Source organism: Brevibacillus sp. BC25 (assembly GCF_000282075.1).
Taxonomy (GTDB): Bacteria; Bacillota; Bacilli; order Brevibacillales; family Brevibacillaceae; genus Brevibacillus.
In genome coordinates this window covers 231,105-244,660 of sequence record NZ_AKIX01000028.1, presented here as the reverse complement: position 1 = coordinate 244,660, position 13,556 = coordinate 231,105, and the positions used below count along the sequence as shown (strand labels likewise).

General features: G+C 45.5%; 13 protein-coding genes. All 13 read left to right on the top strand.

Annotated elements, in window-relative coordinates; translation table 11 throughout:
• Window positions 1–27 precede the first annotated feature (27 nt).
• Window positions 28–1,083 (top strand): hypothetical protein, encoded by a 1,056-nt coding sequence (locus tag PMI05_RS07380; protein ID WP_007719387.1) that lies wholly within the window; start codon window positions 28–30, stop codon window positions 1,081–1,083.
• 186 nt (window positions 1,084–1,269) lie between these two features.
• Entirely contained in the window at window positions 1,270–2,430 is a 1,161-nt protein-coding gene (gene sucC / locus PMI05_RS07375; RefSeq protein ID WP_007719385.1) for an ADP-forming succinate--CoA ligase subunit beta, read from the top strand.
• Between the two features lie 44 nt (window positions 2,431–2,474).
• A complete protein-coding gene (sucD, locus tag PMI05_RS07370) occupies window positions 2,475–3,377 on the top strand; it encodes a succinate--CoA ligase subunit alpha (RefSeq protein ID WP_007719376.1) in 903 nt (300 codons plus the stop codon).
• 134 nt (window positions 3,378–3,511) lie between these two features.
• Entirely contained in the window at window positions 3,512–4,630 is a 1,119-nt protein-coding gene (dprA, locus tag PMI05_RS07365) for a DNA-processing protein DprA (RefSeq protein ID WP_007719374.1), read from the top strand.
• A 106-nt stretch (window positions 4,631–4,736) separates the two neighbouring features.
• Window positions 4,737–6,815, top strand: coding sequence for a type I DNA topoisomerase (topA, locus tag PMI05_RS07360; RefSeq protein WP_007719372.1), 2,079 nt, complete (start codon window positions 4,737–4,739; stop codon window positions 6,813–6,815).
• 39 nt (window positions 6,816–6,854) lie between these two features.
• A complete protein-coding gene (gene trmFO / locus PMI05_RS07355; protein WP_007719370.1) occupies window positions 6,855–8,168 on the top strand; it encodes an FADH(2)-oxidizing methylenetetrahydrofolate--tRNA-(uracil(54)-C(5))-methyltransferase TrmFO in 1,314 nt (437 codons plus the stop codon).
• A 61-nt stretch (window positions 8,169–8,229) separates the two neighbouring features.
• On the top strand, window positions 8,230–9,171 hold the full coding sequence (xerC, locus tag PMI05_RS07350) for a tyrosine recombinase XerC (RefSeq protein WP_007719368.1): 942 nt from the start codon (window positions 8,230–8,232) through the stop codon (window positions 9,169–9,171).
• 15 nt (window positions 9,172–9,186) lie between these two features.
• Window positions 9,187–9,729, top strand: coding sequence for an ATP-dependent protease subunit HslV (gene hslV / locus PMI05_RS07345; RefSeq protein ID WP_007719366.1), 543 nt, complete (start codon window positions 9,187–9,189; stop codon window positions 9,727–9,729).
• A 20-nt stretch (window positions 9,730–9,749) separates the two neighbouring features.
• Entirely contained in the window at window positions 9,750–11,150 is a 1,401-nt protein-coding gene (gene hslU / locus PMI05_RS07340) for an ATP-dependent protease ATPase subunit HslU (RefSeq protein ID WP_007719358.1), read from the top strand.
• Window positions 11,151–11,190: 40 nt separating this feature from the next.
• A complete protein-coding gene (gene codY / locus PMI05_RS07335) occupies window positions 11,191–11,970 on the top strand; it encodes a GTP-sensing pleiotropic transcriptional regulator CodY (protein ID WP_007719355.1) in 780 nt (259 codons plus the stop codon).
• Between the two features lie 372 nt (window positions 11,971–12,342).
• Window positions 12,343–12,756, top strand: a complete 414-nt coding sequence (gene flgB / locus PMI05_RS07330) for a flagellar basal body rod protein FlgB (RefSeq protein WP_007719351.1) — start codon at window positions 12,343–12,345, stop codon at window positions 12,754–12,756.
• Between the two features lie 2 nt (window positions 12,757–12,758).
• The gene (gene flgC, locus PMI05_RS07325) at window positions 12,759–13,217 is read left to right on the top strand and encodes a flagellar basal body rod protein FlgC (protein ID WP_007719348.1); all 459 of its coding nucleotides are present in this window, start codon (window positions 12,759–12,761) and stop codon (window positions 13,215–13,217) included.
• An 18-nt stretch (window positions 13,218–13,235) separates the two neighbouring features.
• Window positions 13,236–13,532 carry a flagellar hook-basal body complex protein FliE gene (fliE, locus tag PMI05_RS07320; RefSeq protein ID WP_039960382.1) on the top strand — a complete coding sequence of 99 codons (297 nt, stop codon included), beginning with the start codon at window positions 13,236–13,238 and terminating at the stop codon, window positions 13,530–13,532.
• The last annotated feature ends 24 nt before the right edge of the window (window positions 13,533–13,556 follow it).

The window sequence follows — 13,556 nt, the reverse complement described above, 5'->3', positions numbered from 1 at the left end:
ACAGGAATACACGAGGAGGGTTACTGCGTGATATCGTCTTTACGTACGTGTCTACTGGTTATGATGGTGAGTAGCTTGTTCGTCACTGGCTGTGCACAGCCAGGCAAGGTTTCTGATGACATGAAAGATCATATCGAGACAGAGCTTGGTGCGGTTGAAAAAGTAACGGTGATGTCAACAGATGGACAGGAAGTATTACTGGACTTGCGCTTGTTTTTGCAAGAACTGTCCGGACAGGGACAAGATTTACAAATATCATCCGAGCCTTTAAAGCAAGAAGATGTACGTTTTACGCTTGTCCTCTACCGAACTCAGCAGGCTCCACTCGTGGTGACAGTGGGGGAGTCGGCAAGTGAGATTGGAGGACACACGTATCGTGGAGCGGGTGCCAGCTATTTTTATCAGTGGGTAAACAAGTTAACTGGCAGAGGAGTGCTCTCACAAAAAATTCAGAGCGTGCGTTTAGCGGCAGAGGACCTTGGTCAGGCGCGCGTGTTGAACGAAGCAGAAGCAGAATACATCAGGAAAGTAATGGGATCGGCAGTCCCAGAGGTGGACAGTCGCAGCAAGCAGTATCCACTCTACCCAAACTATCGGATGAGAATAAATTCTGCTGACAAACCGGTGGAAGTGGCCATTTTGACGCCGACGCTGATAGCGGTTCCCTTTGGGAGAGAAACGTTTTTCTTTCAAGTAGAGGGTAGCCTCTTTTCGCGCTTAACGGAATGGATGCCGCCAAGCAATCGTAAGGAAGACAGAATCGACCAGTTATTTAAATCTACACGGATTCGCATCACAGCAAATGGCGAAAAGAACGTCCAAGACTCAGAGTTGGATGTTACCCAAACGACGATCGAGCAAGGAATTGCCCATCAATCCGTCCGATTGCTAAAAAATGCAGATCCACTAAATGCTGTACCAAAAAATCTGGGCTCAAAACAATACGAACTTCATTTTTTGGTGAATGATACAGAGCAGAGAATTGAATTATATCCACGTTACTTTAAGTATGACCAAACTTGGTACATTCACGATGAACTCGCTGAAAACCAGTGGAAATTGTTTCAATCTCTACGAAAATGAGGAATTTCCTCATGAAGTTTCGCATTTCTGGTCACGATAAAAAGAACATATTACTACCACTTTTGCAGTTTTTGTCGTAGAATAGTTACGTTGCACTGATAGTGGAGGTTATGACCGGAAAAAGACAGACGTCTTTGAACCGGTCTAAAAGCCTGCCGATCTTTATCTGCCATAGGAGGATGGAGAATGAACATTCATGAGTATCAAGGTAAAGAGATACTTAAGCAGTACGGTGTAAAAGTTCCTGAAGGACGCGTAGCTTTCACAGTGGAAGAAGCTGTTGAAGCAGCGAAAGAACTGGGCACCCAAGTAAACGTAGTAAAAGCGCAAATTCACGCTGGTGGCCGTGGTAAGGCTGGCGGTGTAAAGGTTGCAAAAAATCTTGATGAAGTTCGTACATATGCCAGCGAAATTCTTGGCAAAGTACTGGTTACTCATCAAACAGGACCAGAAGGTAAAGAAGTTAAGCGCCTTCTGATCGAGCAAGGCTGCGACATCAAGAAAGAATACTACGTTGGTGTAGTAGTTGACCGTGCTACTGGAAGCGTTGTAATGATGGCTTCCGAAGAGGGCGGTATGGACATCGAGGAAGTAGCAGCAAACAATCCAGAAAAAATCTTCAAAGAAGTAGTTGATCCAGTAACAGGTCTGAATGGCTTCCAAGCTCGTCGCCTGGCTTACGCAATCAACATTCCAAAAGAATTGATTAACAAAGCTGCCAAGTTCATGATGAGCTTGTACCAAGCTTTTGTTGATAAAGATGCTTCTATCGCTGAAATCAACCCACTGGTTGTAACTGGCGACGGTGAAGTAATGGCACTGGATGCGAAACTGAACTTCGACAGCAACGCTCTCTATCGTCACCCTGACATCGTAGCTCTGCGCGATCTGGATGAAGAAGATGAGAAAGAAATCGAAGCTTCCAAGTTCGATCTGTCCTACATCGCACTTGATGGTAACATCGGTTGCATGGTAAACGGTGCAGGTCTGGCGATGGCAACGATGGATATCGTGAAATTCTACGGTGGAGACCCAGCTAACTTCCTTGACGTTGGTGGCGGAGCTACTGAAGAGAAAGTAACGGAAGCGTTTAAAATTATTCTCCGTGACGAAAAAGTAAAAGGTATTTTCGTCAACATCTTCGGTGGCATCATGAAATGCGACGTTATCGCAAACGGCGTAGTGAATGCAGCAAAACAAATCAAATTGGACAAACCTCTCGTTGTACGTCTCGAAGGTACAAACGTAGATTTGGGTAAGAAAATCCTCAATGAGTCCGGTTTGAACATCGTAGCTGCAGAATCTATGGCGGATGGTGCTGAGAAAATCGTATCCTTGGTGAAGTAAGATATTTCGAGTAGATACGTTAAAAAAGGTGGGAAAATTACGCGATGAGTATTCTCGTTAATAAAAATACAAAAGTAATTACGCAAGGGATTACGGGTGCAACTGGTCTGTTCCACACTCGCGGAGCCGTTGAATACGGTACACAAATGGTGGGCGGTGTAACACCTGGTAAAGGTGGAACCGAAGTTGACGGTATTCCAATTTTCAACACAGTAAAAGAAGCGGTTGAAGCAACTGGTGCGACTGCATCCGTTATCTACGTTGCTCCTCCTTTCGCTGCTGACGCGATCATGGAAGCAGTTGACGCTGAACTGGATCTGGTAATCTGCATCACAGAAGGTATCCCAGTTCTGGACATGGTGAAAGTTAAGCGCTACATGGAAGGCAAGAAAACCCTTCTCGTAGGTCCTAACTGCCCAGGCGTAATTACTCCAGGTGAGTGCAAAATCGGTATCATGCCTGGTTACATCCACGTTCCAGGTAAAGTGGGTATCGTATCTCGCTCCGGTACCTTGACGTATGAAGCAGTTCACCAAACTTCTACTCGCGGCCTTGGTCAATCCACAGCTGTAGGTATCGGTGGAGACCCAGTAAAAGGTATGGAGTTCATCGATGTACTGAAAATGTTCAACGAAGATCCAGGCACAGAAGCAGTTATCATGCTTGGTGAAATCGGTGGTACTGCGGAAGAAGAAGCAGCAGAGTGGATCGCTGCTAACATGAAAAAACCAGTTGTAGGCTTCATCGGGGGACAAACTGCTCCTGAAGGAAAGCGTATGGGCCACGCTGGTGCGATCATCTCTGGCGGTAAAGGTACAGCTGCTGAGAAAATCGCGAAGCTCGAAGAATGCGGTATTCGCGTAGCGAAAACACCTGCAGTTATCGGTGAAACACTTGTTGAATTGCTGAAAGAGCGCGGTATGCTCGAGAAAGTAATGGGCAAGTAAGCAGATAAGACAGAAGTGGACAGCCTCAGGCTTGTCCACTTTTTTTATTTTTGAAGCAGCCTCTTTCTTTCGATAGAATAGCTTTCAATACCGTCCGCTGTGACAATTGTGATCGGGATGAAGGAGGATTTGGAGTGGAAAAGGCGAAGCTCGACGAGAGAGACTGGGTGTATGTGTTAACGATGATCTCAGGTTTGGGAAGAAAGAAAATCCGAGAAATCTTTGAAATCACAGGTTCTTTTCAGGTTGCCATAGAAAATTGGTATGAATTGGCACGTGAGCTCAGATTGACTTCCTCGATCACTGGGCAGGTTGATAAGCATAGCAATGTAGCTTCAGCTATGGCACTATTGGAAAAGCGTGAAGAAGAGGGAACGCGCTTCTTATGTCCTTTTGACGATGCTTATCCTGCTTCGCTCCGCAATATCCCTGATTCTCCATGGACGTTGTTTTATCGTGGCGATCACACATTATTGGATAAAGTGTCGATTGGCGTCGTTGGTTCGCGCAAACCGACACCATATGGAAGAGCGAGCTGTAGCTTTTTTGTCCGAGAACTGGTACAAGCGGGTCTTGTCATTGTCTCAGGGGTAGCGTACGGAATTGATGCGGAGGCTCACCAAGCTACCTTGAAAGCAGGCGGTAAGACTATTGGCGTGCTCGGCTGCGGAATGAATCACGTTTATCCTTCTCGACATCGAGAACTTTATCGCGAAATTGAATCTTTTGGCCTACTCCTCAGCGAATATCCTCCTCATATTCCACCTGTTTCTGGATTATTTCCAGAGAGAAATCGCATCATAAGTGGACTTTCTATCGGTGTATTAGTGGTGGAAGCAGCAGAAAAAAGCGGATCCTTGATTACGGCAGACTGTGCACTTGAGCAGGGCAAGGAAGTTTTTGCAATTCCTGGTCCGATTTTTTCATTGATGAGTGCGGGACCGCATAACTTGATCAAACAAGGTGCAAAGCTAGTAACGTGCAGTAGTGATATATGGGAGGAAATCAAACATCATCTTCCAGAAGCTGAGCAGATGCAGCAGGTCGAAAAAAGCAATGCAACCGATGTTATCCCCTTATCTAATGAAGAAAAAGCTATTGTGGAAGCCGTAACATATGATGGGATTCATCTGGATGAGTTAATGAGCAGCTTAGAAAAAGACCAACGCAGGATGCTACATCAGCTGGTCATTCGTTTGGAAGCAAAAGGGGCCATCGTGGCACTTCCTGGCGGTTATTTTGCACGGCGATAGCATATCCGCTAGCTTTTTGGCAATGCTTAGAGGCACAAGTGTTTGACAAACCGGATGAGGGTATTTAATAATAGGGAAGATTCCTTACTAAAAGGGGAGGAAAAAAATGGCTGATACGCTAGTAATCGTAGAATCCCCTACGAAGGCCAAAACCATTGGAAAATACCTGGGTAGTAAATATATCGTGAAAGCGTCTATCGGGCATGTACGCGATTTGCCGAAAAGTCAAATGGGTGTAGACGTTACACATAATTTTGAACCCAAATACATAACCATTCGCGGCAAAGGCGATGTATTGAAGGGCTTAAAAGATGCCGCTAAAAAAGTAAAAAAAGTATATCTCGCAGCCGACCCGGATCGCGAAGGGGAGGCAATTGCTTGGCATTTGGCACAATACTTGGGTCTCGATTTGAATCAACCGCTTCGTGTGGTATTCAATGAGATTACCAAAGATGCCATTAAAGAAGCGTTCAAGCATCCACGACACATAAACATGGACTTGGTAAATGCTCAACAGGCACGTCGCATTCTCGACAGACTCGTTGGCTACAATATCAGTCCAATTTTATGGAAAAAGGTTCGAAAAGGCTTGAGTGCCGGACGTGTTCAATCGGTTGCGGTAAAGCTAATTATGGATCGTGAGCGGGAGATCCAAGAGTTTATCCCGGAAGAGTATTGGACAATTGCGAGTACATTGATCAGCGACGGTAAAGAAATTAACGCGAAGTTCTATGGGTATGGCGATGAAAAGGTGGAGCTTCATTCGGAAGATGATGTAGCAGCGGTATTGAAACGAATGAAGAACAAACCATATGTGGTACAAAAGGTAACCAAGCGTGAGCGCAAGCGGAATCCTGCACCTCCTTTTATAACGAGTTCTTTACAGCAAGAGGCGGCGCGTAAGCTGAATTTCCGCACCTCTAAGACCATGCGGATTGCTCAAGAGCTCTATGAGGGGATCGACGTTGGCAATAAAGAAGGCGCAGTTGGTTTGATTACCTATATGCGTACAGACTCTACTCGCCTATCTGTAACTGCACAGAACGAAGCAAGAGATTACATACTCGAGAAATATGGTCCAAACTATGTGTTATCTGAGCCACGCAATCAGGCGAAAAACGAAAATGCTCAAGATGCTCACGAAGCGATTCGTCCAACAGGTGTGATACGTACACCGGATGAAATTAAGGAGTACTTGTCGAGAGATCAGTTGCGCTTGTATCGATTAATCTGGGAGCGTTTCCTCGCCAGTCAAATGTCATCTGCTGTTCTTGATACGATGAGCGTAGATATTGACGCAGGTGGAGTTACCTTCAGAGCAACAGGATCAAAAGTGAAGTTCCCTGGATTTATGAAGGTATATATTGAAGGAAACGATGATGGCGCAGAAGAAGAAAGCTTCCTTCCGCCCATTGAAGAAGGACAAATCCTCGAACAAAAAGAAATCGAGCCGAGTCAGCACTTTACACAGCCTCCACCTCGGTTCTCCGAAGCGCGCATGCTTAAATCGATGGAAGAGATGGGAATTGGACGTCCGTCTACCTATGCGCCTACATTAGAAACCATTCAAAAGCGGGGTTATGTAGCATTAGAGGAGAAGCGATTTGTCCCGACTGAGTTAGGTGAGATTGTAATCACGCTTGTCGAGGAGTTTTTCCCCGAGATTCTCAACGTAGAATTCACTGCGCATATGGAATCGGGCTTGGATAATATCGAAGCAGGAGCCACCAATTGGGTGTCGGTGCTGGACGATTTTTATCAAGACTTTGCAAAGCGCGTAGTTGTTGCAGAAGAAGAAATGAAAGAAGTAGAGCTGAAAGTCGAAGAATCAGATGAATCATGCGAGCTTTGCGGCAGTGTGATGGTATATAAGCTTGGCCGATTCGGCAAGTTTTTAGCTTGTTCTGGATTCCCGGATTGCCGTAATACGAAGCCGATTGTAAAAGGAATCGGCGTAAAGTGTCCGCAGTGTGAAACCGGAGAGATTATCGAACGTAAATCTAAGAAGAGTCGTATTTTTTACGGCTGCAATCAATATCCGGAATGCGATTTTGTATCGTGGGACAAACCGATTGCCAGACCTTGTCCAAAATGCTCCAGCATGCTGGTGGAGAAAAAGCGCAAGAAGCAAGGAGTTAGCATTGTTTGCACCAAGTGTGATTATCAAGAAGAGGCAGACTCCTAAGCAGCCTGATTCGATTTTGTAGTTTGGAGGATTAACAGCATGTCACAACCAACAATTACAGTAGTGGGCGCCGGCCTCGCTGGTAGTGAGGCAGCATGGCAAATCGCGCAGGCGGGTGTAAAAGTAAAGCTGTATGAAATGAGACCGAAGACACAAACGCCTGCACACCATACCGATAAATTTGCAGAGTTGGTATGCAGTAATTCATTGCGTGCTAACACGTTGACGAATGCAGTGGGTGTATTAAAAGAAGAAATGCGTCGACTGAACTCTGTCATTATCGATGCGGCAGATCGTTGCGCGGTTCCAGCTGGAGGCGCGCTTGCCGTAGACAGACACGAGTTCGCGGCTCATGTTACAGATGCCGTTCGTAATCATCCATTGGTGGATGTCATATCGGATGAGATTACCGAAATTCCTGATGGGATTGTCGTAATTGCGACGGGGCCACTTACTTCTCCAGCTTTGTCTACAAAGTTAAAAGCGCTGACGGGTGAAGAATATCTGTACTTCTATGATGCAGCTGCGCCCATTATCGAGAAAGACTCGATTGATATGAACAAGGTATTCGTTGCTTCCAGATATGATAAAGGTGAAGCAGCCTACCTGAACTGCCCGATGACAGAAGAGGAGTTCAATCGCTTCTATGATGCGCTGATCTCTGCAGAAACAGTTCCATTGAAGGAATTTGAAAAGGAAATCTTCTTCGAAGGCTGCATGCCGATTGAAGTATTGGCAAAGCGTGGTCACAAGACCATGACATTTGGTCCCATGAAGCCAGTAGGTCTGGTTGATCCGCGGACAGGCAAAAAGTCTTATGCGGTTGTACAACTTCGTCAGGATAATAGTGCTGCGACATTGTACAACATCGTAGGCTTCCAGACCCATCTGAAATGGCCGGATCAAAAAAGAGTCTTTTCACTCATTCCTGGGCTGGAAAACTGCGAAATCGTTCGTTATGGTGTGATGCACCGCAACACCTTTATCAACTCGCCAAAACTGTTGAAGCCTACGTATCAGTATAAAGACCGGGAAACACTTTTCTTTGCTGGTCAAATGACTGGTGTAGAAGGATATGTAGAGTCAGCGGCATCTGGTTTGCTTGCGGGGATAAATGCAGCACGACTCGCAAAAGGGGAAGAATTGATCGAGCTTCCGCCAGAAACAATTATGGGCAGCATGGCTCGTTATATTACAACGGCAGATCCAAAGCATTTCCAACCAATGAACGCAAACTTCGGGTTAGTACCCGAATGGCCAGAAAGAATCCGAGACAAGCGTTTGAAAAATGAAAAGCTCGCTGAGCGGGCGCTAGATACAATTCAGAATTTTACACAAGAACGACACAATTAACATTGATATCCGATTTTCGTCTGTGTTACTATATAGGTGCTTCGAGGAGGGTGCATCCCGTATGGACATTTCGCAACAAAATTCTGCGGATATTGAGATGTTTACCCGCTATTTGCGAGTTGAAAAAAACGCCTCTCCTCATACGGTGAAGCAGTATGTGGCAGATATCAGCGAATTTGTCTCCTTTATGGAACAGCACCAAATCACCGTATTTGCTGCTGTTTCTTATTTGCATGGTCGCTCCTTTCTCGCGCAATTGGCTGGCAGGGGGCTTTCCCGACGAAGTATTGCCCGCAAGCTATCCAGTTTGCGTAGCTTGTACCGATTTCTGTTGCGTGAAGATCAACTGGAACAGAATCCATTTCAACTAGTCTCCACTCCCAAAATGGAGAAGAAACTTCCTTCCTTTTTATATCCGCAAGAAGTTCAAGCTTTTTTCGATCTGCCTGATACCACCACTCCATTGGGAATTCGTGATCGGCTGATTTTTGAACTGTTGTATGCAAGCGGCATGCGTGTTACGGAGCTCACCACTTTGTCTGTGAATGATGTGAATCCGAGCATGGGAGTCGCATTGGTTTATGGAAAAGGAGCGAAAGAACGGTATGTGCCGGTTGGAAGTTATGCCTGCGACGTTCTTCGGCAATACCTAGAATATGGAAGAGAAAAACTGTTGGCTGGAAAAGTAGAACACGGTAATTTGCTGGTTAACTATCGGGGAGAACCGTTATCCGACCGCAGTGTTCGGCGGATTGTAGACAAATACGTAGATACGTACGCTCTTCAATTGCGGGTTTCACCGCATACCTTTCGTCATACGTTTGCGACCCATATGTTGAACGGCGGCGCTGATCTGCGTACCGTGCAAGAATTACTGGGCCACGTCAATGTTTCGACGACACAGGTGTACACGCATGTGACCAAAGAGCGACTTCGGCATGTATATGACACCGCTCACCCACGAGCAAACCCGGGCAATACAGGTTCCGCCAATCGGACATAACGGGAGGAATCAGTGATGGAACAGTTTCACGCAACAACCATATTTGCTGTACAGCACAACGGGTCTGTAGCGATGGCCGGAGATGGTCAGGTTACTTTTGGCAACAGCATGGTAATGAAGCACGGTGCCAAAAAAGTAAGACGTCTATATCGCGGCGAAGTTTTAGCAGGATTCGCTGGCTCTGTTGCTGATGCCATTACGCTTTTTGAGAAGTTTGAAGGAAAGCTGGAGGAGTACCACGGCAATCTGCAGCGTGCTGCTGTAGAGCTGGCGAAAGAGTGGCGCATGGATAAAATTTTGCGTCGTTTGGAAGCAATGATGATTGTTGCCAATAAGGAGCATTTGTTGCTTATCTCCGGAAATGGCGAAATCATTGAGCCTGATGATGGGATTCTTGCAATTGGTTCTGGCGGTAGCTTTGCCCTTTCAGCAGGTCGTGCATTGAAAACATATGCGCCTCATCTCGGCGCACGTGAAATTGCGGAAGCATCGCTTCGTACCGCTGCTGAAATTTGCGTGTTCACAAACAACAATCTTGTTGTGGATGAGTTGAATTGAGCGAAAGGGAGGAACCTACTGTGCTGAATCTTGAGCAATTAACCCCGCGTAAGATTGTAGAGCATTTGGATAAATACATTGTCGGGCAGGCACAAGCCAAGAAAGCCATTGCTGTAGCGCTTCGCAACCGCTATCGTCGCAGTCGTTTGCCAGAGCAAATGATTGAAGAGGTTGTTCCAAAAAACATCTTGATGATCGGACCTACTGGTGTTGGAAAAACGGAAATCGCACGTCGGATTGCAAAACTGACAGGTGCTCCTTTTATTAAAGTAGAAGCAACGAAGTTTACGGAAGTCGGTTATGTAGGACGAGATGTGGAATCGATGGTCCGTGATCTGGTGGAAGCTTCTATCCGTACGGTCAAACAGGAAAAAGTAGAGTCGGTGAAAGAGAAAGCCGAGAAGCTTGCGAATGAAGCAATTGTGAACGTACTTGTCCCATCTCGCAAGCAGTCGAACTCGTTCAAAAATCCGTTGGAGATGTTCTTTGGTGGACAGCAGCAGCAACAGCAGCAGGATACCTCTGATCAAGAAGAAGTGTCGATCCAGCAGCAACGCAGACAAACCATGTGGCAATTGACGAATGGCCAGTTAGAAGAGCAAATGATTGAGATTGAAGTCGAAGATCAATCACCTTCGATGTTTGACATGTTCCAGGTTCCGGGTACAGAACAAATGGGGATGCAAATGCAGGATATGCTCGGTAGCCTGATGCCTAAGCGGATGAAGAAACGAAAATTGCGAATAAAAGATGCGCGAAAGGTATTAATTCAGCAGGAAGCGCAAAAACTGGTGGATATGGACGAAGTTACGCAGGAGTCAATTCGTCGAGCTGAACAACACGGTATTATCTTCATTGACGAAATTGACAAGATTGCGGGTAAGGATGGGCGTGGCCCGGATGTATCCCGTGAAGGGGTCCAGCGTGATATTTTACCGATTGTGGAAGGCTCAACTGTCATGACCAAGTATGGTCCTGTCAAAACAGATTATGTTCTGTTTATCGCAGCTGGTGCTTTTCACATGGCAAAGCCATCAGATTTAATTCCTGAATTGCAAGGCCGTTTTCCGATTCGGGTGGAACTGACTAGCTTGCGCGTTGAAGATTTTGTCCGAATTTTGACTGAGCCTAAAAACGCGTTACTTAAGCAGTACGTGGCCCTCTTGGAAACAGAAGGTGTGCGTGTTGAATTTACACCGGAAGCCATTCAGGAACTCGCTCGTCTCGCTGCTGAGGTCAATCAGAGCACAGATAACATTGGTGCTAGACGATTGCACACCATATTGGAGAAGCTACTGGAGGATCTCTCTTTTGAAGCCCCGGAAATCCACCTAGAAGTAGTACAGATTACCCCCGATTATGTCAAACAGAAATTAGGTACAATCGTGGGGAACAAAGACTTGAGTCAATATATTTTATAAACATTGGATAGGCAGCACATATAATTAGGAGGAAATACAGATGGATCTACTGTCAAAAACAAGAAGAATTAACCGCATGTTGCAAAAATCCGCGGGTCATGCCGTGAACTTCAATGAAATGTCCCAAGTTTTGAGTGACGTTATTGAAGCAAATACTTATGTTGTAAGCCGCAAAGGAAAACTTCTCGGCTTTGCGATTCATCAAGAGATGGATAACAGCCGTATGCGCAAAATGCTGGAAGAGCGCCGTTTTCCAGAAGAGTACAGCATGGGGTTACTGAAAGTAGATGAAACATCTGCGAACCTGGATGTAGATAGCCCATACACCATTTTCCCAGTTGAAATGAAAGAAGTATTCCGCACAGGTTGGACGACGCTCGTTCCAATTATGGGTGGAGGAGATCGTCTGGGTACGCTGATTTTGGGACGCATTAACGATCAATTTGTCGATGACGACCTGATTCTTGCAGAAGTAGGGGCAACTGTAGTAGGTATGGAAATCTTGCGCGAGCGTTCTGAAGCAATTGAAGAGGAAGCGCGCAGCAAAGCGGTTGTACAAATGGCGATTGGTTCCCTTTCTTATAGTGAGTTGGAAGCAGTTGAACATATTTTTGAAGAACTCGAAGGCAAAGAAGGCTTGCTCGTAGCCTCCAAAATCGCGGATCGCGTAGGAATTACTCGCTCTGTAATTGTAAACGCACTGCGTAAGCTGGAGAGTGCGGGTGTTATCGAATCCCGTTCTTTGGGAATGAAAGGTACCTTCATTAAAGTGCTGAATGAAAAGCTGTTGCCTGAACTGGAGAAGCTTAAAAGCTCGTAATATACCTTGCCAAAAGTTACACGAAAGTAAACAAAAGGTGTAGCAACTCATGTTGCTGCACCTTTCTTCATGGGACTTTAGTCCTAACTTTTGCAAAAAACGACACATTATTACCATAAATTATATGTTGATTTTTAATGCATGCCTCGACATTTGCAATGGTTTGAATATGGATTCCTTGTAAAATGCAGTAAAAAAACAGGAAGTATAAGGGATTTAGTCCCATTGAATCATTTTGAAAAACGTCATGAAAAGGGGCTTTTTTGTCCAAATTGATTTTGCTATGATTGAATCGTATTAGGATGTCGAAAATACAGGAAATATAGGTGGTTTTAGGGAAAGCAATTGACTCATATTGGGGGAGAAGGAAAAATGCTGGATAGTTACCATCTGCAGGTCCTGGAGAGATCACTCGACGCTGCAACATTGCGACATAGAACGATCGCAAACAACCTTGCCAACATAGACACCCCTCAATTCAAAAGTCAACAAGTCGTCTTCGAGAGTTTTTTGCAAGATGAGTTGAACACAAGAGCGGGAAATGGCAAGTTAGAAGCGTATCGGACCAATCAACGACACCTCCCGTTTGGAAATGTAGGCGGCGTTGCAGTACCACAGGTTGTGTCCAATCCGAATAACTTCATTCAGAACAGCGGCAATGATGTTGACTTGGAAACAGAAACAACAGAATTGGCCAAAAACCAAATTTGGTACAGCGGTTTAACGCAATTGACAGCAGGACATTTTCAAAAACTACGCAGTGTAATTGAAGGTGGAGGTAAATAAAGATGAGCTTGTTTCAGGGAATTAACACAAGTGCTTCTGCCTTAACAGCTAACCGCTTGCGGTTGGATACGATTTCTTCCAACATTGCAAATGCGGAAACCACTCGAGCAAACTTCGTAGATGGCGCTTGGCAGCCATATCGGAGGAAAATGGTGGAGTTGTCACCTCAAACAAATGGAACATTTGATAACTTCCTGCAAGCAGCCGTAGGGACGGTCTCAGGAAGTCGGGGTGGACAAGGTGTGAAGGTCACAGCGATTCAAGATGATAGTACACCGTTTAAGCGAGTATTTGATCCATCTCATCCAGATGCAGATCAAGACGGATATCTCTTGATGCCGAATGTCGACCCGATGAAAGAGATGGTAGACATGATCTCCGCATCAAGATCATACGAAGCCAATGTGACAGCACTGAACGCTTCCAAATCGATGATGTTAAAAGCATTGGAAATCAAGTAAAGCGGGTGACAGTAAGGAATGGAAATGAGTGCAATCTCCCAACTAACGCCAATTCGTACGCCGAGTGTGAACAAGCCAACTCCAGCTGAAGTCTCCCAAGAATTCTCATCGTTTCTATCGGATTCCATGAATAAAGTGAATCAGGCGCAAGTAGAATCGTCGAATCTTGCCGACAAGTTTGCAGCGGGAGAAATTACCGACTTGCACCAATTGACTGTTGCAGGTCAAAAAGCTTCCGTGATGCTACAAATGACTATGCAGGTCAGGAACAAGATGATTGAGTCTTATCAAGAAATCATGCGCATGTCGATTTGATCGTTGTTGGTATCCTTTGAGAGG